Genomic DNA, 22,682 nt, shown 5'->3' on the forward strand with positions numbered 1-22,682 from the left:
CATATTATTTTCAAGAAGAACTACGTAAAAACCAAGTACTAATAGTCCTATTCTAGACATTATTTTGTCACGATATAACAAACACCGCCTGCCGAAATAAGCAAGCGGTGTTCGCTGTTAACAATTACGCATGAATTTCATGATTTTTCATGAATTTTTGTAGTGTTTCATAGAATGCGTCAAATGTTGGGATATCCATTTGTTGTTGGGAGTCAGACAATGCAACAGATGGATCTGGATGTACTTCTGCCATGACGCCATCAGCACCGATTGCAATAGCTGCTTTCGCACATGGTAATAATAAATCACGACGCCCTGTTGAATGTGTAACATCTACGAATACTGGTAAATGCGTTTCTTGTTTTAAAACTGGTACGGCTGAAATATCTAATGTATTACGAGTTGCTTTTTCATAAGTACGAATACCACGTTCGCAAAGGATAATGTTTTCATTTCCTTTAGACATAATGTACTCTGCCGCATGAATAAACTCATCAATTGTTGCAGCTAAACCTCGTTTTAATAGGACAGGTTTATTTGTTGCACCTGCTGCTTTTAATAATTCAAAGTTTTGCATATTACGTGCACCGATTTGGATAACATCAATATAATCTAATGCTTCCTCTAAATGACCTGGTGTCACGATTTCAGTAATAACACCTAAACCATATTCCTCTGACACACGTTTTAAAATTTTAAGACCTTCTAACCCAAGACCTTGGAAGTCATATGGAGAAGTACGTGGTTTATATGCACCACCACGAATTAACTTTTCACCTTTTGCTTTAATAGAAGCGGCAACAGCTGCTACCTGCTCATACGACTCAACCGCACAAGGACCAAATACGAAAGATGGTTTTCCTTGTCCAATTAATTCACCATTGATATTAATAATTGTATCTTCTGATTTCTTCTTACGAGATACAAGCAACTCTTTCTTCTTATCAGCTTCAAGTTGTTTTAAAGCTGTTTTAAAGATTTGCTTAAATATATAATCAACCGTCATTTGGTTTAATGGACCTTGATTGTGTTCTTTAATAAGATCAAGCATGTGTCTTTCACGCAGTGGATCATAGCGATTCACACCTTGTTTTTCTTTAATTTTACCGATTTCATCAACTACAGCTGCACGTTCGTTAATTAGACGAAGAATTTCTAAGTTTAAACCGTCTATTTGACTACGTAAGCTTTCTAAATCTTTTTGGCTCATGCTTTCTTGCTCCTCTCCTCATGACAGACACTTTCAGAACTCTGAAATGTATGTTACATTTTTAGATAATAGCATTATTATAATCAATGTTGTTCAGAATGTCACGCATTTTTAATTTAGCGCTTCAACTCGCTAAATTATTTTCAAGTATGACGCGAAAGGAAGCGATTACATTGAGTTCTAAACTATTCGCACTTGATATTGGCACACGCTCAGTGGTCGGGATTATTCTACAAGAAGAAAATGACCATTTTCATGTGGAAGATATTCTAGTAAAAGAGCATAAAGAACGTGCCATGGTAGATGGACAAATACATAATGTCATGTATGTGGCAGATTTAATTAATGAAATAAAACGTGAACTTGAAGAGAAACACGGGCCTCTCACAAAGGTAAGTGTTGCTGCAGCAGGTCGATCTTTGAAAACGGAACAGGCTAGTGTGACCATCAATATACGTAATCGACCAATTTTTACTGAAGAAGATATTAGTCGCTTGGAACTTCAGGCTGTGCAACAAGCACAGCAACAACTCTTGCAACAAAAAGAGGATGCAAAAATTAGCCACTATTATTGTGTAGGCTACTCAGTCCTCTATTATCGCTTGGATGGCGAGGAAATTGGCAGCCTCTTGGATCAACAAGGGGATGAAGCCCAAATCGAAGTGATTGCAACGTTTCTACCTCGGGTAGTGGTGGAATCACTGATTGCCGCTCTTAAACGGGCGGATTTAGAGATGGAAGCACTGACATTAGAGCCAATTGCCGCCATTAATGTGCTAATTCCTCCAACGATGCGTCGCTTAAATGTGGCACTTGTTGATATAGGAGCTGGGACATCGGATATTGCCATTACGGATAAAAGTACAGTTGTGGCTTATGGCATGGTACCAACAGCTGGCGATGAAATAACAGAAGCTTTAAGCGATCACTATTTGCTAGACTTCCCTGTAGCTGAAGAGGCAAAACGTCAACTACAAACAGCAGAGGAGATACTGATTCAAGATATACTAGGCTTTGATCAGTTCTATCCCAAGGAGGAAGTTTTTTTAGCGATTGAGCCTGCAGTGAAACAGTTGGCAAAGTCTATCGGAGAAGAAATTTTACGACTCAATAACCGAGTAGCACCCAAAGCCGTTATGCTCGTTGGTGGAGGTAGCTTAACACCAAATCTAACTACAGAACTTGGCCAAGTTCTGGATTTACCAGCAAATCGTATTGCTGTTCGAGGTATTGATGCTATTCAAAACTTAACAAAGGAAGAACATATCAAAGCCTCACCTGAATTAGTCACGCCAATCGGTATTGCCATTGCTGCTAAAAAAATGCCGATCCAATATATGAGTTTAACGGTCAATAATCAAGTGGTTCGCCTTTTTGAACTAAAAGAAATGACTGTGGCAGATGCTTTTTTAGCCGCCAATATTCGCGCAAAGCAATTATATGGAAAACCAGGTCATGGGCTTTCTATCAGTGTCAACGGACAGGATATTTTTATACCAGGTGGGCATGGCCAGCCAGCAGAAATATTTGTAAACGGGCAACAGGCATCAACAAAAAGCCTGATTAAAACTGGAGATGCCATTCAGCTAATAGAAGGGCTAGATGGGCAACAGGCAACGGCTACAGTAAGAGATCTTATAGATGAAGCAGCAATAAAGACGGTGACTATTCAAAATACCAAATATGTGATTGAGCCGAAAATTACTGTGAATACCTCTTCAGCATCTCTTGAAACGGTTTTAAACGATCGTGATATTGTCGTTTTTGACATAGCCGAAACAATCGAGGATGTATTTAAAATCACAAATAATTGGCATTTATTAAAGCAATTTGAATCCTATACGATTCAAGTTGATGGACAACCTTTGTATTTACCAGAATTTTCATCACAGCTAATGATTAATGGAAAAGTAGCCAAACTGAGCTATGCTGTACAAAATGGAGATGTGATTAGCTTCCAACAACCATCTTTACCAACCGTACAACATATAGCAGACCAAATGAACCTTTTGCTAGAGGATAAAATCATCATTCATTTTCAACAAGAAGTTTTGGAACTAAGGAAAACAGCAAATGAAGCGATTGTCAATAAAATGGTTGTGTCACCACAGTCCACTGTACCAAATGGGGCGACTTTAGTATTTAAAGAAAAGGATCGCAGTCGTTGGATTTATCAAGATGTTTTCCGTTTCTCTAATTGGCAGCTACCAAGCGCCTTTAAGGGGAATTTTACGATTTTAAGAAATGGTCAGCCAGCAAGCTTTGATACAGAAATATTCGGTGGTGATCAATTAGAAATACTATTAGAAACTTCACCAATCATTTAAAAAAGGGATACGTTACAACTTTATCTTGTAACGTATCCCTTTATATTATGCACTAAGCACGAACTTCTTCATTTGTCTCTTCTTTGTGTTGTGTTTCTTCTGTCGTCTCTTCGGCTTTTGGTTCCTCACTTGGAAGAAAATCCTCTAGCGGTTCTTCCCCTTCAAAGGAAACCGTACCATCATCAAAAACAGTTGGTGCTTTTGCCGTTTTTAATGTTTTTACTTTCTCCACTAATTGTGTAGATTGCTCTTGAATTTGTTTAGAAAGTTGAACTGTTTTATCTTTTGCAGTTGTCGAGAAGTCTGCACTCTTATCTTTTAACTGAACAGCTTGTACAGCCACATCACTCCGTAAATCTTTTCCTGATTTTGGAGCTAACAGTAGACCTGCAGCAGCACCTACGATTCCTCCAACTAATGCGCCAATCACAAAATCCTTCATGTTTACACGCTCCTCTTCATAAATCGAGTCTTGCGGATGATAAAGCTGAGGCAATGAACTTTCAAGCTGTTGTTCCTTTACTTCGTTAAAATTTGGCTTTTGAGTTGTCATGCAACAATTCCTCCCCATCTAATTATCAAATTTGTCTAGACTGGTTGTCCATCTACTTTCACAGATGCATCTTCAACTTATGTCTAAGACTTTATTTTTATTCAGTCAGCATGGAATACTTACTGAATAATCATCATTTTTTACGACCCCATTTTCTTTTTGGTGTTTCTTCAACTTGCACAGTTTCAAATGCATAGGCATCAGGCGATACCGATTCTTGCTCAATGATTTTGCGTTTTTTCCATTTATCTGCAATACCCATCGCAACATTACTCCATTGTACAACTTGTGCAATTTTTTCTTCGTTCTGTTCTACGCTTTTAGAAACAGAAGAAGTAATCTGTTGAACAGAATTATTTAAACCATTCACGGAGTCACCAATACCTTTAACAGCTTGAACAACTGAATTTAATTGTTCAGATTTATGTTGAATATCCTCTGCTAAGCTATTTGTTTTTGATAATAAAGACGTTGTTTCGCGTGTAATGCCTTCCATTTGACCTTCAATCCCAGATAAAGTCCCAGATAAGCTGTTTAGAATGGACTTAAGTGAGAATAATGTCATGCCCACGCTCACACATAAAATTAAAAAACCGATTGCAGCAATAATGGCTGCAATATACAAAATCACTTCCATAAGTTGACCTCCTGCTAGTAAATTGTCTTTACTATTACTTTCCCTATCTTCGACAAAAAAAACGGAATTCCTGCTTAAATTTGAGAAAAAACAGCTTAACCCCTACGGACTAAGCTGTTTCATTGTTTTTAAGCACGTCTTCAAAAGCATCTTGGAACTTGTGAACATCACCAGCGCCCATAAATAAGAATACCGCGCCATTATGTTTTGTTAATATATCAATTCCTTCAGTGGTAATCACTGCACTGCCTTTAATAAGTGATGCTAAATCATGAATAGAAAGCGCACCTTGCGTTTCTCTCGCAGAGCCAAATATATCACATAAATAGGCTGTATCCGCAAGGCTCAAACTATCCGCAAAATCTTGTAAAAAAGCTTGTGTACGTGTAAATGTATGTGGTTGGAAAATTGCAACTAGCTCACGTTCAGGGAATTTTTGTCGTGCTGATTGAATTGTCGCACGAATTTCCGTTGGATGGTGTGCATAGTCATCTATTAAAACATTATCCCCTATATCGGTCTCAGTAAAACGTCTCTTTACACCTTTATACGTGTGTAAGCGATCCTGAATAATGTCTGGTGAAATGCCTTCATATTCACATAGCGTAATCACCGCCAATGTATTTAAAACAGCATGATCTCCAAATAATGGGATAAAGAAAGTGCTATAAAATTCATTACGTACAAAAACATCAAATTTTGTACCCTCAGTTGTTTTTTCTACATTACGAGCTTCGAAATCATTTTCAGCACCAAATCCATAATACACAACTGGCACTTTTGCTTGAATACGCTGAAGCTGTTCATCATCGCCACATGCTATAATTGCTTTTTTCACTTGTAATGCTAATGATTGAAAGGCAGAATATACGTCCTCTATATTAGCAAAGTAATCTGGATGATCAAAATCGATGTTCGTCATCACAGCATAATCAGGATTATAGGCTAAGAAGTGACGGCGGTATTCACATGCCTCCATGACAAAGAAATCCGAATTTTCATGACCTGCACCAGTACCATCACCAATTAAATAAGATGTTGGTTTATAACCACCTACCACATGTGCCATTAAGCCAGTCGTAGATGTTTTACCATGTGCACCTGTGATAGCAATGGATGTATAGTTGCCAATATATTCACCTAAAAATTTATGGTAACGAATGACTTCTACACCGATTTCTCGAGCACGTACTAATTCAGGATGATCGTCGGAAAATGCATTTCCTGCAATCACTGTCATACCTTCTTTAATATTATCTGCATTAAATGTAAAAATTGGAATATTACGTTCACGTAACGGTTGCTCCGTGAAGAAATATTTATCGACATCTGAGCCTTGTACTTGTTCACCAGCATCAAATAAGATTTGCGCTAGCGAACTCATGCCAGAACCTTTAATGCCTGTGAAATGAAAAACTGTCATTAATTAAACCCCCCGGGAATTTCAATATCCCATCTATCATCTATTAGGTGTATCGTATTATTTTACGAATGGTTAGGTATTAATACCTTCACAAGTGTTAAAAAATACGTACTATTCAACACATCTTGTCTATTATAGCACTTTTTATGCATAAGGATAGATGTGTAACTTTTCTAAAAAAACTAAATTCGACGTAAATTAGATAATCTAGACGAAAACAATGCAATTCTTATTCAAACATAGTAATTAAATCTTCTTCTGTAATGTAACTTTCACGCGGCTTACTTCCTCTCGCTTCCGAAACAAAACCATGTGATTCTAACATATCAATTAAACGAGCAGCACGATTATAGCCAATATGATACTTTCGTTGAATCAATGAAGTAGAAGCGCCCCCTTGCTCATAGACAAATCGGCAAACATCTTCAAACAAATCGTCCTGTTCTGCGGACACCTCTGTTTTCTTCAATAATTCCTCTTGATCGAAAATATAATCAGGCTCTCCTTGTTCACGAACATGCTCAATAATCGCTTCAATTTCATCGTCTGTAACAAATGTTCCCTGTAGGCGCACTGGCGCTGACATACCATTACCTAAATATAACATATCCCCTCGACCAAGTAACCTTTCTGCTCCCTGCCCATCTAAAATGGTACGGGAATCAATTTGAGAGGAAACAGCAAAGGCAATACGTGTAGGGATATTTGATTTGATTAACCCTGTAATAACATCCACAGAAGGTCTTTGCGTTGCAACAATTAAATGAATACCACATGCACGCGCCTTTTGGGCAATACGGCAAATAGCTTCCTCTACATCTGCTGGAGACATCATCATTAAATCAGCTAACTCATCAATGACAATTAAAATATAAGGCAACTTCAGACTATGTTCATTATTTTTATCCGCTATTGCGTTATAACGTGTAATATCACGTGCACCTGCATGTGCAAATAGTTGATAGCGACGCTCCATTTCCTCTACAGCCCATTTCAGTGCAGCCGTTGCAGCCTTTACATCGGTAATGACTGGACTAACTAAATGTGGAATATGGTTAAATGGCGCCAGCTCCACCATTTTAGGGTCGATCAGCATGAGTTTTAACTCGTGAGGCGCAGCTTTATATAATAAACTAACCAAAATAGAATTAATACAAACCGATTTACCCGAACCCGTTGCACCAGCAATTAAGCCATGAGGCATTTTTCGTAAATCTAACGTAACAGGCTTTCCAGTTAAATCAAGACCTAAAGCTGCCTCTAATGGCGAATCCGACTCAACGAAAGAGGCACTATTTGTTACCTCAGATAATCGAACAGCTCGAGATACTCGATTTGGAATCTCAATACCTATTGAGCTTTTCCCAGGAATTGGTGCCTGAATACGAATATCTTTTGCTGCTAAGGCAAGTTTTAAATCATCTGCCAAGTTTCGAATTTTACTAACCTTCGTACCATGACTCACCGTTATTTCAAATTGAGTAACAGCTGGGCCTTGCATAATCGATTCAATTTGAGCAGAAACTTGGAAATAAGATAATGCTTCGACTAATGTATCGCCCTGTTGCTCCATCCAATCCGTATCCTGTGTTTTTTCCTCTGGTGGCTCTAGGTATTCATCCGTAGGTTTTTGATAGACATGAACTGGCTTCGCAGGTATTACAGCTTCCATTTCTACTACTTGATCCTCAACCGATTCTACTGGAACAGCCTCTACAATTTCTGAAACTACTTCTATGTCGGGAGCTGGTACTGGTTCAAGATCTGGATCTAGCTCAAGTTCTGGCTCTACCTCAAGTTCCGTATCTAGCTTAAGTTCTGGCTCTTGTTCCAGTTCCGAATCTAGTTCTGGTTCTGGCTCTAGCTCAGGTTCTGGCTCTAGCTCAATCGTTGCTGAAATTTCATCAGCGGTTGCTTTTTCGATTGCTATTCTTTCTTTCGTGGAGATACCTGACATTGATGTAACAGGGGCCATTGTAATCACAGCTACAGGCTCTTCAGCACTGTATTTTGAAGTGACACTTTCTACATCATCTTTAATATCAAGTTGGACTGGAAAATCTGCTTGTGATTGAACATTCTCTGTCATAAGCAAATCAATGTCCTCTTCTGGCTTTGTTACGCAAGTTTCATTTGTTGTAATGCTGTCTAAGGAAGATGATTCTTCTGTCGTCACATCCACTAGCCTATTTTTCACTGCTTCAGGCTTGCTTTCTACACGGATAGGCTGCTGGGCCACCTTTAATTGCTGTTGAATTCTCCATCTTTCTTTATCTGTTTTTAACATGAGTACATTAAATGGAATTCGACTTTTTTCTTCCCTCGATGCAGTATCAGGAGATTGGTCATCCATTGACGGTTGAACGACTGTAACTTCTCCAATATGGATCGTAGAATTTTCGATTTGTACTTGTTCCACAATCATTTCCTTGACATGGATTTCAGATGAATCTGCAGAAAGTTGTTGAACAGTTTGATCTTGCACAACAGCTTCCTTCACTTGATCTTCAAAATCCATTGCAAAAGAAGACGTTTGAGGTACAGCTGCATTTGATGACAAATTATCCATTTCATCTTTATGCTCAACCAACACTTCGTCCTCAAAAATAATGGGTTCATTTACTGTCGATAGCTCTTTCGGTTGAATGATTTCATGATGCTCTGTAACAACCGTTTGGATTGTGCTAGCCGGCTCTTTTTCTTCTAGTATATTTTCATTTACCTCATTTGTTGTCGCTTCTTTTAAAGGCTTTGCAGCAGTTATCTTTTCAACTGCCTGTACATCGGTTTCTTGCTTCTCATATTCTTCTTTTCTTTTATCTAATAATTCTTTGATTGGACTTGGTTTTGCAAAACCATAGACGGGTGAAGGCACATCTGTTGGCACAAAACGTTTACGATTCTCAGGTAAAATATTTTCAACTTTTTGTTCTTTCCGCTGACTCTTTTCTTTTGGTGCAGGTGTAGGGTTTATATTAGCAGTCTCATTTTGTGCATCTCGAAACACTAAGCTTGCTCTTGAACGATATTCCTGTTCTAAAGGCTGACTTTTCATCATTGTTTTTCTACCTGTTCGTTTAGAGCGGTTTGCTAGTAAATCCCGAATCCCTGAAACCTCTACATCATAAACACTAGAGTCGACAATATGATGATTTAAATGCTTTGGTAACGATAAATCTCCAATTTGTCCATAATCATCCTCATCCATTTGGTCAAACATTTCTTTTGATGGCGTGTATGATGTCCCACCTTCATCATCGTCAATCAAAGGGAAACGGAAAGTCTTTTGCTTAGCCATTGGTGGTTCTTTATGTGTATGTAATTGCTCTGACTGTACTTCTCCATAGTCCTCATAATATTCTTCATACTCATAATCTTCGTCTTCTTTATTAATAAATTTACTAATTTGTTTTTTAAACCAGTTCACTTCGTTTCACTCATTTCTCTTACACTTCATTTATAGCATTGTCTAGTTTTCTATTATTCCATAGCTCAATGTCTACATGAAAAAGCATACCATAAAAACGGTCTTGAAACTTGCATTTAGAGGCTCATTCTAAACAAAAAAATCGTTATGCTACTAGCATATTAGTAACATAACGATTTAGGGCATTTCACCTTGATACAAGGAATAATATCATGATAAAACATTTAAATTTTAATAATTTCTTTTTAAAATAGAGGAATTTTTATTTAGTTGGTGCTTCAAAAGCACTACCAACAATAGCATCCTCTGGTAATACTAAAATTCCTTTTTCAGATGGTGCGTTAGGAATCGCTAATTCACGTGCTGAACAAAGCATGCCGTAAGAATCAACACCACGTAAATTTCCTTCTTTAATAAGCATTCCTGAAGGCATTACGGCACCAATTTTCGCAACAACTACCTTCTGACCTGCATCTACATTCGGAGCACCACAAACAATTTGTAATGTCTCATCTCCTACATTCACTGAACAGATACTCAATTTATCAGCATTAGGATGCTTGTCCTTTGTCTCTACATAACCAACAACAAACTTTGGAGAAAAATCAACATCAAGATTGATACTAGCTCCATTTTTTTCGATTGCTGCTGTTAGCTGCGCAACTAATTCTGGTGTCACTTCCACTAAGCCTTTTGCTTCTGTTTGGATGTAACTGCTTGCATTAAATAAATTAAAGGCTTTAATTTCTCCTGTTTGAGCTTCCTTTAAAATAGCAATATCTCCAGCGCGTTCTACCACTGTTTTCACAATAGCCTCCGTTGCTAGTTGAACTAGTAAGACATCTCCTACATGCTCTTTGTTGTAAAATACGTTCATTGTTATTCTTGCTCCTTTTTCACTCTGTTTTTGGCTAAGATAAAGATCGGTTCTAGTTCCCCATCTTCATAAATAAAAGATAATGACGTAATCGGTACCGTACCGACAGCAAAGAAATGCATCGTCATCTGTGCTAATACATCATACCCTGTTTCATTGCGAATATCACCTATAATTAATACATCTTGATGTGGCACAGATAATGTCATATCACCTTCCACTAGTGCATGCATTTCTTTCAAAAAGCTATCATTTAAAATACGGCTAGCATCATAGCCATCATTCACATTGACAAAATAAAAAATATTACCTGCTACCTCATCTTTTTTATAAGCGGTTGGTAATTGCTTCACCGAAAAGCGTGCCATTTCTCTAATTTGCTCGACAGTTAATTGTAATGTTTCTAGCATGGATTCATCAATAAAGCGATAGGTTTTACCTAAATCGAGTGCATAAAATATACGTGTTTCAGCTGTATGCTCAGTTGTTATAAAGGCATGTCCTTCTTTCGATGCTTGGGGATAAGAAGTGGCACGAATAACTGGATAAATATGTGTAGTCGTTTGGAAACCCTGTTCTTTTTCTCGCTCCATCGCATTAAAGGTTTGCTCAATCGTGTATACGACTTCTTTAATCGCCGCCTCTTGCTTCTCATTATATTTTGCTAAGATTCCAGGCAAGGAAAGCTCCATCCCTTTTTCAATCGTCTTATGATTCAAACGTAATTTATCATGCTTTTTATCAAAATGAAATTCATATTTCTCTTCCGTTAATTGCTTTTTTAATAGCTCGACTAGTTGTTCGGACTTCATTTGTTTCATCTTTTTCACATCCTAACTTCAAAATGAAACGGCTCACATGTTTGTGAACCGTTCTGTTCAATCCTTCTATTTACTTCATCTTAACCGAATGAACGATTTTCGTCATCTCACGCAAATTATTTTCAATTTGTTTAGCCTTTGAAATGGTTGTCATCTTCACACCACCACTACTAACAATGAGCTCCATTTCATTTTCTTCGTCTGTTTTTAGAACCGCAGTGAAGCCAAAACGACTGTCCTTATCATAAGTTGACTCTTCGATAATTTTGTCAGCTTCATTTTCTTTTAAAAGACTATAATAAAGCTTACTGTCTTGTGCTTCACGATCATTGATAAAAAGAATATAGCTTTCTTTTCCTTTTGAAATCACAATATTATAAGCATCTGAACTGTCTTCAACTTTAAAGTTTGAAGGTAAGTATAATTTAATATCCCCAATTTCCACTGTATGTTCTTCTGGCTCTTCAGCAAAAACCGTCTCCGTTAATTGGAGGCCATTAGCAATTTGATCATCTATAGATTGATTGCAGCCAGAAAGGACAAGAAGTAAAAGCATTAGGCCAATAGCTCTTAGCCATGAAAACGACATGTCTCTCTTCCTTTCACTACGAACTTTTTTCTATTTTAAAAAAATTATTCATAAGATGCAACCTAACTATCCTGTTATCACTAATTCTATTTAACTATTTTTGTGAAAATGTGAACAAATATTGTCCGATCAAAAGTGATACAATATGCTCAAACATCATCTGTCTACTCACTAAACCTTGCGTAAAAATACCTACAGCACCTGCACCTTGACGAATATCTCGGCGTTTTGTATATTGTTCCATAATAGGGCCAAGTTCTCCCCCAGTTCTTATTTCCCGGGCAATTTCTTTTGGTAGTATAATTTGTGCACCAGCAGCTGTAAACATTGTCCCGTCTGACACCGTTAAGGCACCCCAGTTACAAACATACATGTCACCATCGATTTCAGTTACGCCACCTTCTAAACCGAATGATAATTCTGCACCTGTTAAAATCAAAGCATTTTTAGCACGATTCATTGCCCCTAATCGGGTTTCTTCATTACTTATTGGTTGATCTGATACTTCAGAAGCAGCTTTCACATGAGTAAAGATAGAACCCTCAAAGTAGTTTCGAGCAATTACTTCAACTGCTTCTGTTTTGGCTTTATTGGTTGTGCCAATTGCTATCTTCATCTAATCCCTACTTTCTTTCCATAGAAAAAGATGCCCCTAAAAGGCATCTTCCTAACTTCTTATACATTAGCGCGAATTGTCTCTAATGTCGAACGATCTGCTTTTTTCACTAATTCAACAATTAACGCTTTGGCAGCCGCATAATCATCAATGTGAATAATAGACGCTGAAGTATGAATATAACGTGAGCATACGCCGATAACTGCACTTGGAACACCATCATTCGCTGTATGCACTCGTCCAGCGTCTGTTCCACCTTGGGAGACAAAATACTGGTAAGGGATATGATTTGATTCGGCAGTATCTAAAATAAATTCCCGTATACCACGATGTGTAACCATTGTACGATCTAAAATACGGAGTAAAGTCCCTTTGCCAAGTTGTCCAAATTGACTTTTTTCTCCTGACATATCGTTGGCAGGAGAAGCATCTAACGCAAAGAATAAATCTGGTTTAATCATGTTTGCTGATACTTGTGCACCACGCAAGCCAACTTCCTCCATTACATTTGCACCTGAATATAAATGCGAACCTAGTTTTTCGTGTTGTACTTCTTTCATTAATTCAATCGCTAGACCACAGCCATAGCGGTTATCCCAAGCCTTGGCCATAATTTTTTTCGGATTTGCCATTGGTGTGAATGGACAAATTGGTATGATGGATTGTCCTGGACGAACACCCATAGCCATTGCATCTTCTTTATTGTCAGCACCAACATCGATGAGCATATTTTTAATATCCATTGGCTTCGCACGTTCTGCATCTGTTAGTAAATGTGGTGGGATGGATGAAACAACACCAGGAATTGCACCATTTTTCGCATATACTTCTACACGCTGTGCAAGCATAACCTGGTTCCACCAGCCGCCCAATGTTTGAAAACGGATCATCCCATTATCTGTGATAGACGTAACCATAAATGCTACTTCATCCATATGACCAGCAACCAAAACTTTCGGTGCATCCGCAACATCACTGTGCTTAACACCAAAAATACCACCTAAATTATCTTGAACAATTTCATCCGAGTATTTTTCTAACTCAGAACGCATGAACGCACGTACAGCGTGTTCATTACCCGGAGCGCCTGGTAATTCTGTTAATGTTTTAAATAATTGTAATGTTTCCTCATTCATGATGACTCTCTCCCCACGAAGTAGAATATTCTTCCTTGCCTATTGTAACACAATTATTTCCGAATTCGAAATATTGATACATTTCCTAAATCCACTAAATTGTGAACGTGCATTCACTCCATAGGCTATGCTAAAATAAGGGTATAGAAAAAGGAGGAAAAAAGTATGAAATTACGTGATTTTTTAATTGGTGTCGCAACTGGCTTAGCTGCCGCAGTCATTATTAAAGAAGCTAGTGAAAAAGTTTCTCCGTTCGTACCTGCAGGACAAGTACTTGAAAACATAAAAAGAGAATTTAAAAAGGATTCGCCGATTGATGGTTCTTGGATTTTTATGAAAACTGAAGATTTCTCAAATGGTATTATTACCATCCCAGTATATCGCGGGGGGATCTCGCGTATGCATGAAGGTGAGATGCAGACATTCGAATTTGCTGCCGATGCACGCTCTGGTGTTGTCGTGGAACTAATAGAAGTTTAATCATGTATAGACAATAGAAGCCATCTCATTTATTGGAGATGGCTTCTTATAATGTAGAAAAACAAAATATTTTTGTGAAAGGTGAAAAGGGATTTCCGTTGCAGGCTACTTGCTTTCCTGTGGGCGACCCCTGGAAAGGACACTGGCGGAACGGAAATCAACCTCTCGCCTTATGAAAAGGTCTTTTTCTGCTAGTGATACTATCTATTTCAACAACATAAGAAGCCATCTCACGAATTGGAGATGGCTTCTCTATGTTATTCGGATAAACCTTTATTGTTAAAGTATTTTTTATACTTACGATAATAATTTAAGTTATTAAGCGTTAACTTCACCCAACGCTTCGCATTCATATCCTCATTATAATAAAGAGAATTTGTGTATTTGCCCTCACTAATTAATTTTTTCGCCTCTAGTTTGAGCTTTTCATTCGATGCATATTTGAATAATACACCTTTCGGAATAATCATCCATAAATGCTTGTCCTGCACATATGTGACTTCTTGCTCGATATTTAACATATGATCATCCGCAACATACTTCATTAAATTATGACCACTTGCCGTTACATAGTAGCTAGATCGACCATTACGTAAATTAATTTCAAATAGCTTATATTGCTTGTCCCGAATATCATATTTCATATCGAAATTCGCAAAGCCTGTATAGCCAATATCCTCTAGGAAGAATCGTACTTGATCCATTAATTCTTTATCATAGGTTGTCACGATGGCTGCATAACTTCCGATCCCTTCAGGAGAATGTTCTTCTAGAATAGGATTACCTAGACACATCAGCTTCACTTTTCCATCTTTCCCTACATAAGCATTTAACACGCGCATATAGGAATCATCCCCAGGAATAAATTCTTGAATAATCATTGTATCCTGATAAGACGAGCTATAAATTGCTTTTAATATAGCCGTTTTTTCCGCTTCATCATGTGCAACAAAAACTTTTTTCTTCCCTGGAAATTTACATGCCCAATATTCTACAGAGTTTGAAGCCTTTAAAATAATAGGGTAAGCAAATGGTGGTGTAAAGTTTTCATAGTTGTCAGCTGTCACCGTTGTTGTACCTGGATATTTAAAATTATATTGATCACACATTTTATAGAAATTTTCTTTCAATAAAATTTCATCCATCAACGATTCATCGATATAAGGTACGGTAAAGTGCTCTTGTAACGCTGGCTTATTTTTGATGATCAGCTTGGCATAATCGTCCCCACATGCTAACAATAATAGTTTTTTATCAGCATATTTTTTTGCAACTTCTGCAAGAGCAGGTGCAAAAACATCCTGTTCATTTAAACGGTCTATTTCTTGAAATTGTAGGATATGGCTATCTTGTGTTGCTGTTAAATGAGAACGTCCTAAGACAAGTGGTTTAATACCATATGCTTCATAAAACGAACGTGCCATACCATATGCATTCATATCTGATCCTAGTAAAACTGGTAAAAATGGTTGTTCAGTTGCCATGTTTATTTCAACTCTCTTTTGTATTTTAGTATCGTGTTAAGTGTATCATATTTTCTATCTTGTTCACGAACAAAAACGCGAGGCATTGACATTTTATGTGCCAAATACCTCGCCTTTGCTTGCTCTATTAAAATGTAATAACAGCTTGTCTACTACGCTCTAGTTTATCCACCATCTCTTTGCCTGATTCATCCCATCTAATCATACGGTAATAAGCATCGTGATAGAAAATAAAGCCATAGTTATTCGCTAGAGCTTCTTTCATCAGTCGCTCTTTTGCAAATACACTTGTCATTGGATAATCGTCATAGGCTAATACCCATAGTGGATTTTGGTGAGCATGGGTCGGCATAATATCTGCCATGTGCAATAACACTTCATCATTTTGCGTTAGCTTGATTACGGCATGTCCCTCACTATGACCACCCGTATGAATCATTTCGATTCCAGGTACTACTTCCAACGATCCTTCGTAAGTTTCAACTAAATGTTGTACGGGCTCCCAATTTTCTTTCCAATAGGTATTTTTAGAACGAATATTTGGGTTACGCATTTCATCCCATTCAATTTTCGTTACAAAAATCTTAGCATTCGGGAAAGTTGGTACAAGTACATCCCCTTCCCATTGCGTTAAACCACCAGCATGATCAAAATGTAAATGCGTCATTAACACTACATCAATATCTGCTGTCGTTAAGCCTAACTCTTGTAAGCTATCTACTAACGAAGATTCTTCTGTTACACCAAAGTTTCGTAACTGCTTTTCATTTAATTTGTTAAAACCAACACCCGTATCAATAAGGTAGTTTTTGCCCTCATATTGAATGAGGATCGGTTCTGTTGGTAATTCAATTTGGTTTTTTTCATTGACTGGATATTTGCGAGACCAAAGTGGCTTTGGTACAACGCCAAACATTGCACCACCATCTAGGCACGTGACACCCCCGTTTAGCCATGATAATGACATATTGTGAAACTGTAACTGATCCATCCATACTCCCCCTACAATTTAGTGATAAATTGCGATTCTAATCGATAAATCGGCTGCCCCTTCGCAGAAAACTTCTCTTCATATTCTGTCATCACATTATCCTCTGGCATATTTGCATGTAGGTCGAGAGATACATACTTTAATAACATCCCATATTCAGACACACTGATTAAAGAATACTCGAACAGACCACGGTTATCCGTTTTAAAATGGACTTCCCCATTATCCACTAAAATCGACTCATATAATTTCAAAAAATCCCCGTGCGTTAAACGTCTTTTTGCATGTCGTGTTTTTGGCCAAGGATCTGAGAAATTCAGGTATACTCGTGATACATCATTTTTGTCAAAGAATTTATATAAATCTGCGCCATTTACTTTTAGTAAACGTAAATTCGCTGGAGATTTTGCCTCTAGTACTTTTTCTAATGCACAAACAATCACACTATCATAAAGTTCAATTCCAATATAATTGATCGTTGGATTTTGCAAAGCCATACCTGTCACAAATTGCCCTTTTCCAGAGCCTACTTCAATATGGATAAGGTTGTCATTGCCGAAAACGGCCTGCCAATTTCCTTTAAAGTCTTCAGGATTTGGAATAATCACCTCTGGATGATCTGTAATCATTTCCTCTGCCCAAGGCTTATTTCTTAATCTCAATGTTGTTCCTCATTTCTTTCTTGTGAAATTATTGATTTTTTTATAGTATAACGTATTCCCTTATAATTCGCATGAAATTATTGCACAATGATATTTTTTATGAATCCTTGATAATAACCTGCCAAGCATTTTGTTGTATTGTACAGTGGATATTGGTCCCTTGATTGACAATGCCAATATAATTACCATCCGCATGGCAATCAACCTTATTTGCTGCGATAAGTTCAAAATCCTGTCCCTGTAAAAATGTAACTTCCTTAAATTTTGTATGCTTTTCAAAAAACACAGTGACAAATACAACTAATAATTTGATACGTGAAATCCCATGTACAATCGTTATATCCACTTGGCCATCATCTGCTTTTGCGGCAGGTGATATTTTCATGCCTCCCCCAAAATAAGGTTGATTACTCATTGCCACAAACCATGTCTGCTGAAATTGCCATTCCTGTTCTCCTGAGCGTATCGTTATGTCAAAACGTTCAAAGCGGAATAGCCCTCTAATAACAGCGACAGCATACGAAAGTTTTCCAAGTCCAATCTTATTGAGATAAAACTTAAGACGAGAAGTATTAATTGATTTTGTCACATAGGCATCGAAGCCTATGCCAGCATTATTGACAAATATTTCTTTTCGTCTATTCCCAAGCTGAACGATTCCTGCATCCATCCTCACATTGGCCAAGGAAGTCTTTACATAGTCCTCGATTTGCTGAGCATTGGAAAATGAGTGAAAATAGCGTGCAAAGTCATTACCTGAGCCAGCACGAACAACACCAATTATGATGTATTCATTATGTACAACGCCACTAGCCACTTCATGGATGGTGCCATCACCACCAACAACGACAAGTAACTTTTTATCTTGCTGCTGATGTGCCCATTGTTGCGCGATTTCCTGTCCATGTCCTTCATATTCCGTAAAAGCCACTTGATAGGGAATCGTTAGTTGCTGTTGAAGTTGGAGCCAAACTTTTTTTCCTTTTCCATTTCCTGCGGCCTCATTGACAATAAATAGAATGTTCATACATCAGTCCTCTGTTGGCTGAGGAGCTTGCTGCCAAATATCTCGGTTAAAGGAAGTCGTTTGGACTGTATTTAAAATCGTCTGTGCAGCTCGGATTTGCATATGCTTCATAGGAGAGGAAACTTTTCTTAAATGCTCTATCCATTCATGGTAATTTCGACGATCAACAAAGCGAACCCCAAATGGTGAACCAGGATAATCAAAATATCCATTACGAGTTAGCACAACCTTACGGATAGGCATATCAATATCCTCTTGTTTAAATAACTGCGACAGTACCGATTCCATCCGACCTAAATTAATTGTTGGATTCAAAACTTTAGAATCCTTCGTCCCTACTTTTTTAATCCAAAAGCGATCACTGCCACCTACGTAAACAGCTTGATTGTCAGCCTCTAAGACCGTAATACAAATACACTCAGTTGGGGACATTAACACTACATCCAGCTCTATAGGGGCTTTTCTAATTTGTAGTATCGGATAATAAAACAATAGATAATTATCTGGTAATGTTTGCAATAACATACGAAGCAATGAGTCACGCATAAAACGAGGATCTACATATGATTTTTCTCGTAATGTTGAACTGGCCCATTTCATTTGAAAATGAAAAAATTGATCAATAAACATTCGTTTCAGCTCATGGATGGATTGTGGTGCATACACAATTTTAGGTTCAAATGTGAGCGTCGTTTCTTCTTCTGGAATGATATCCTCATCACTGACAAGCTCATTTGATATCTCTACTTCTTCAACATCCTCTGTTACTTCCTTTTGCCGTCCAGCAAACCATTTTTTTATGAAGGAAAATCGTTCTTTTTCCTCGTAAGCCTCCGCTTCTGCCTCATTGTCGACATGTTGCCACTCGCTAATATCTTCTCCCAATTCCCACTGTCGCTTAATGCGCTCCCATTGGTTTTTCTTTAGGCGCACAAACTGTGTTGGATATCTCGCTAAATCAATTTGATAGCGTGAAATATAATCTTGTAATTTCACCAATTGTGCCATGTAAAGGTCACTCCATTCTTACTCACCATATCTATAGTTCTCTTTTTATCTTGATTGCTTTGGTAGAAAAGAGGCATTGTATTCAATACATCGACAATTATTCTACAAATTTCAATCTGTAAAATTATTCATTACTATCCTTTTTATTTTACATGACGACACCAAACATTACATCCATAAAAAAGAGAACTATCCTTATCGATAGTTCTCTTAAATGGTTCTTTTATTTTGTATTCAAAGAAAGTGGTAATTTCGCCTCAAAAGCTTGTTGCAATTTACGCGTCCATTCACCTGGCACTCCCGCACCAATTTGGTTACCATCCACATCAATAACAGGTGTAACTTCAGAAGATACAGATGATACAATGATTTCATCCATTGTTAATAAATCAGCTTTTGTCATTGGTTCTTCCACGACAGGTAAACTAATCTCCTCTGCACATTTCAAAATCACTTGACGAGTAATACCGTTTAAAATGAAGTTATTTGCTGGATGTGTATAAAGCTTACCGTCTTTAATCCCATAAACATTTGCTGATGAACATTCTGTTACGATATCCCCACGATGTAAAATCGCTTCATAGCAGCCCTTTTCAGCAGCCTCTTGTTTTGCTAATACTGCACCAAGTAAGTTTAACGATTTGATATCACAGCGTAACCAACGAATATCCTCTACAAACGTAGCCTTTACCCCTTTTTCAAAGTTCTCATATGCACGTTCACCCGCTTTTACATTACCTGTTAATACAGCTGGAACACTTGCATCTGGGAAAACGTGATTACGTGAATTGGCACCACGTGTGATTTGGAAATAAACATGCCCTGTATCTAGATTATTTTTTTCAATTAGCTCATGTAATAATTTGTGTAAAACGTCTTTCGTATAAGGAATAACAAGACGAATTTTTTCGGCGCTTGCATAGAAACGATCAATATGCTCTTGTGCTGTAAACATATTTCCGTTATAAACTTTGATTACTTCATAAATGCCGTCACCAAATTGATAGCCTCTATCTTCTGGTGATACCGCAATGGATCCTTCTTCCACAATTTGATCATTCCATAATGAATATGCCATGTTTTGTTCATCCTTTTCGTCTTTGAGTTATTTTTTTCCTGCAAGTTCAACAATTGCTTCAGCATAAATTGCCGCTGCTTTCACGAGGTTTTCAACGACAACAAACTCATCCGCTCGATGCGCTACATCTGGCTCTCCTGGGAACAGCATGCCAAATGCCACGCCTTTTTTCATCACACGTGCGTACGTTCCACCACCAGTTGATAATAAAGGTGTTTCTGTATCTCCCGTTTGACGTCTATAGATAGCTGCTAATGTCTGGATAAATGGATCATCCTCGCTGACATAATGTGGTTTCGAGTCGTCTTGAATATCAAGAGAAAACCCTTTTTCTACCGTTAAGCGTTGTGCTGTCGTTATTTTTTCATCGAATGGATAGGAAACAGAATAGCGCATACTAATTACTAAACTGCCACCTTTATGAACATCATAGCTGACGATCCCTGGATTTAATGTCGTTTGTCCTGACATTGCATCCTCAAACTGTAGGTCGAGCTGACTGCCATAATGATCCTGATAAAAAACATCTGCAATAAAGTCGACAAATTGTTTACTTGCTTCTGTCGTCAACTCTTGTTGTAAAAATGCTGCAAGATAAACAGCTGCATTGACACCTTTATCTGGTTCCATTGCATGGGCTGCTTTACCTTTGATAGTTATTATATAGCGAGAGTCCTCCATTAATAAAGAGCCTTCTAGCTGATTTTTGCTTAAAAATGTTTGAAAATTCTGTTCGAATGATGCTGATACATGCTGAATCGTTGCTTTTGCAAAATCAGGTACCATATTTGGGCGCTTTCCTGCATTAAATAGTAGTAGTTGTTCTTTCGTTGCATCACCCACTTTATTTTGAGAGAACACAAGCTCTGCAATGCCTTTTTCTGCATTGATGAGCGGGAAATCCGCATCTGGTGCAAAACCAATTGTCGGCATTTCCTCCTGTTTAAAATAGTGGTCGACACAGCGGAATCCTGTTTCTTCGTCCGTACCAATAATCATTCGTACTCTTTTTTCTAATGGAATACCTGCATCTTTCACAAGCTTCATGGCCATCCATGCCGCAATCGTAGGTCCTTTATCGTCAATCGCACCACGTGCAAATAATTTACCATCTGCTACTGTGCCGCTGAATGGAGGGTATGTCCAATCCGCTTCCTCTCCAATTGGAACAACATCAACATGACATAAAATACCTAATAACTCTTCACCTGTACCCATTTCAATATGTCCAGCATAATTATCAACGTTTTTCGTGAGTAAGCCTTCATTCTGACCTTTTGCTAGTAACCATTTAAGTGCTTGAAGTGGACCCTCTCCAAAAGGTACTTCAGTAGTTGTTGTATCCTCATCGAGCACACTATTAATTTGCACAAGCTCCTGTAACTCTTGTATTAATTCATCTTGCCTTTCTTTTGCAGCTTGTAACCAATCCATACCATGTACCTCCTTCAAAGTATTAACATTATTCTACACCTTACAACATATATGACAATCAGCTTTCTGACAACTATTTTCAGTAACTTCTACTGTCACTACCATATATAGCATGTTTTTCACGTGTTCCCACAAAATACAGTATAAAATTTATATGTCAATTGTAAATTTCTATTGCATTCACTAGAAAATCAAGTCGTTTTTCTATATAATAAAGTTATCAGAATAATTGTTCTGACTATAAAATTAGAAAAGGGGATGTCTAAGGCAGCTACTTATTAGCCTAAGTGCACTCCGCACATATTGTCGTCCGCTAGTCTTTGCCAAGAGAATTAAGATGAAGGAGTGGTTCATTTAATGAAACCAACTACTGATCGAATGCTTAATCGTATTAAAGACGTGTACATGTTTATTTTAGACAAAGGAACCGTGTCTACACAGGATTTAGTCGAAGAGTTTAGTATCACTCCTCGCACCGTTCAAAGAGATTTGAACGTGTTAGCCTTTAACGATTTGGTGACAAGTCCAAGTCGAGGCAGATGGACAACGACGAAGAAAAAAGTAAAATTGACGTCTTAGTTTTACGTCTTGTACGTAAAGCATTGTGTATGGAAAAAGAATGACCTTTCGTCGGGGTCATTCTTTTTTGTCGTTAGAAGATTATTAGATTTTTTCCCTATTTGGAAGAAGAGACGTATTTACTGACTTCTTCAGCTCGCTACCGCTCATCTATTTGGGCAATGTGATCATTTTTTTCTGTATTCCGCTCATCTATCCGTGCAAAGCGATCATACTCTTCTCTCTTCCGCTCATCTATCCGCGCAAAGCGATCATACTCTTCTGTTCTTCAATCTGTGCCTCACTTCCGTAGCATAGAAACATAAATATTTGCGCCATTATCT

Annotated in this window: 20 protein-coding genes; 3 read left to right on the forward strand and 17 right to left on the reverse strand. The window is 37.7% G+C overall.

What is annotated here, in order from left to right:
• Positions 1 to 124 precede the first annotated feature (124 nt).
• Complete coding sequence (locus MHB65_RS18300) at positions 125 to 1,210, reverse strand: bifunctional 3-deoxy-7-phosphoheptulonate synthase/chorismate mutase (protein WP_004226108.1); 1,086 nt, start codon at positions 1,208 to 1,210, stop codon at positions 125 to 127.
• Between the two features lie 173 nt (positions 1,211 to 1,383).
• On the opposite strand from MHB65_RS18300, the gene pilM reads away from it, so the two are divergent.
• Positions 1,384 to 3,537 (forward strand): pilus assembly protein PilM, encoded by a 2,154-nt coding sequence (gene pilM / locus MHB65_RS18305; RefSeq protein WP_205445015.1) that lies wholly within the window; start codon positions 1,384 to 1,386, stop codon positions 3,535 to 3,537.
• A 52-nt stretch (positions 3,538 to 3,589) separates the two neighbouring features.
• Here the strand turns inward: pilM and MHB65_RS18310 are convergent, their stop codons facing one another.
• The 9 genes from MHB65_RS18310 to MHB65_RS18350 form a co-directional block, all read right to left on the reverse strand.
• Positions 3,590 to 4,090 carry a YtxH domain-containing protein gene (locus MHB65_RS18310; RefSeq protein WP_342441304.1) on the reverse strand — a complete coding sequence of 167 codons (501 nt, stop codon included), beginning with the start codon at positions 4,088 to 4,090 and terminating at the stop codon, positions 3,590 to 3,592.
• Between the two features lie 133 nt (positions 4,091 to 4,223).
• Entirely contained in the window at positions 4,224 to 4,727 is a 504-nt protein-coding gene (locus tag MHB65_RS18315) for a DUF948 domain-containing protein (RefSeq protein ID WP_342441305.1), read from the reverse strand.
• A 109-nt stretch (positions 4,728 to 4,836) separates the two neighbouring features.
• Positions 4,837 to 6,150, reverse strand: a complete 1,314-nt coding sequence (gene murC, locus MHB65_RS18320) for a UDP-N-acetylmuramate--L-alanine ligase (RefSeq protein WP_342441306.1) — start codon at positions 6,148 to 6,150, stop codon at positions 4,837 to 4,839.
• Positions 6,151 to 6,379: 229 nt separating this feature from the next.
• Positions 6,380 to 9,577 (reverse strand): DNA translocase FtsK, encoded by a 3,198-nt coding sequence (locus MHB65_RS18325; protein ID WP_342441307.1) that lies wholly within the window; start codon positions 9,575 to 9,577, stop codon positions 6,380 to 6,382.
• Between the two features lie 262 nt (positions 9,578 to 9,839).
• The gene (ytpR, locus tag MHB65_RS18330; protein ID WP_342441308.1) at positions 9,840 to 10,454 is read right to left on the reverse strand and encodes a YtpR family tRNA-binding protein; all 615 of its coding nucleotides are present in this window, start codon (positions 10,452 to 10,454) and stop codon (positions 9,840 to 9,842) included.
• A gap of 2 nt (positions 10,455 to 10,456) precedes the next feature.
• Positions 10,457 to 11,275 (reverse strand): DUF1444 domain-containing protein, encoded by an 819-nt coding sequence (locus MHB65_RS18335; protein WP_205445023.1) that lies wholly within the window; start codon positions 11,273 to 11,275, stop codon positions 10,457 to 10,459.
• Positions 11,276 to 11,345: 70 nt separating this feature from the next.
• Positions 11,346 to 11,864: a hypothetical protein gene (locus MHB65_RS18340; RefSeq protein ID WP_342441309.1), complete on the reverse strand. Its 519-nt coding sequence runs from the start codon at positions 11,862 to 11,864 to the stop codon at positions 11,346 to 11,348.
• Between the two features lie 94 nt (positions 11,865 to 11,958).
• On the reverse strand, positions 11,959 to 12,480 hold the full coding sequence (locus tag MHB65_RS18345; protein WP_342441310.1) for a DUF84 family protein: 522 nt from the start codon (positions 12,478 to 12,480) through the stop codon (positions 11,959 to 11,961).
• A 59-nt stretch (positions 12,481 to 12,539) separates the two neighbouring features.
• Positions 12,540 to 13,616, reverse strand: coding sequence for a M42 family metallopeptidase (locus MHB65_RS18350; protein ID WP_342441311.1), 1,077 nt, complete (start codon positions 13,614 to 13,616; stop codon positions 12,540 to 12,542).
• 165 nt (positions 13,617 to 13,781) lie between these two features.
• Here MHB65_RS18350 and MHB65_RS18355 point away from each other — a divergent pair, with 165 nt between their 5' ends.
• Positions 13,782 to 14,096: a hypothetical protein gene (locus MHB65_RS18355; protein WP_205445030.1), complete on the forward strand. Its 315-nt coding sequence runs from the start codon at positions 13,782 to 13,784 to the stop codon at positions 14,094 to 14,096.
• A gap of 257 nt (positions 14,097 to 14,353) precedes the next feature.
• Here the strand turns inward: MHB65_RS18355 and MHB65_RS18360 are convergent, their stop codons facing one another.
• The 7 genes from MHB65_RS18360 to pepV all read right to left on the reverse strand — a co-directional run bounded on the left by MHB65_RS18360 (position 14,354) and on the right by pepV (position 21,780).
• A complete protein-coding gene (locus MHB65_RS18360) occupies positions 14,354 to 15,580 on the reverse strand; it encodes an ATP-grasp domain-containing protein (protein ID WP_337976850.1) in 1,227 nt (408 codons plus the stop codon).
• A gap of 127 nt (positions 15,581 to 15,707) precedes the next feature.
• Positions 15,708 to 16,571 (reverse strand): MBL fold metallo-hydrolase, encoded by an 864-nt coding sequence (locus MHB65_RS18365; protein ID WP_205445033.1) that lies wholly within the window; start codon positions 16,569 to 16,571, stop codon positions 15,708 to 15,710.
• A gap of 11 nt (positions 16,572 to 16,582) precedes the next feature.
• Positions 16,583 to 17,233 carry a tRNA (guanosine(46)-N7)-methyltransferase TrmB gene (trmB, locus tag MHB65_RS18370; RefSeq protein WP_342441312.1) on the reverse strand — a complete coding sequence of 217 codons (651 nt, stop codon included), beginning with the start codon at positions 17,231 to 17,233 and terminating at the stop codon, positions 16,583 to 16,585.
• 97 nt (positions 17,234 to 17,330) lie between these two features.
• Positions 17,331 to 18,260 (reverse strand): diacylglycerol kinase family protein, encoded by a 930-nt coding sequence (locus tag MHB65_RS18375; RefSeq protein WP_342441313.1) that lies wholly within the window; start codon positions 18,258 to 18,260, stop codon positions 17,331 to 17,333.
• A gap of 3 nt (positions 18,261 to 18,263) precedes the next feature.
• Entirely contained in the window at positions 18,264 to 19,268 is a 1,005-nt protein-coding gene (locus MHB65_RS18380) for an NERD domain-containing protein (protein WP_342441314.1), read from the reverse strand.
• Between the two features lie 223 nt (positions 19,269 to 19,491).
• Positions 19,492 to 20,346 (reverse strand): D-amino-acid transaminase, encoded by an 855-nt coding sequence (dat, locus tag MHB65_RS18385; protein ID WP_205445041.1) that lies wholly within the window; start codon positions 20,344 to 20,346, stop codon positions 19,492 to 19,494.
• A gap of 27 nt (positions 20,347 to 20,373) precedes the next feature.
• Entirely contained in the window at positions 20,374 to 21,780 is a 1,407-nt protein-coding gene (gene pepV, locus MHB65_RS18390; protein WP_342441315.1) for a dipeptidase PepV, read from the reverse strand.
• A gap of 357 nt (positions 21,781 to 22,137) precedes the next feature.
• Here pepV and MHB65_RS18395 point away from each other — a divergent pair, with 357 nt between their 5' ends.
• Positions 22,138 to 22,359 carry a DeoR family transcriptional regulator gene (locus tag MHB65_RS18395; RefSeq protein ID WP_004226074.1) on the forward strand — a complete coding sequence of 74 codons (222 nt, stop codon included), beginning with the start codon at positions 22,138 to 22,140 and terminating at the stop codon, positions 22,357 to 22,359.
• The last annotated feature ends 323 nt before the right edge of the window (positions 22,360 to 22,682 follow it).

The organism is Lysinibacillus sp. FSL K6-0075, from assembly GCF_038592945.1.
In the GTDB taxonomy this organism is placed as follows: domain Bacteria; phylum Bacillota; class Bacilli; order Bacillales_A; family Planococcaceae; genus Lysinibacillus; species Lysinibacillus fusiformis_F.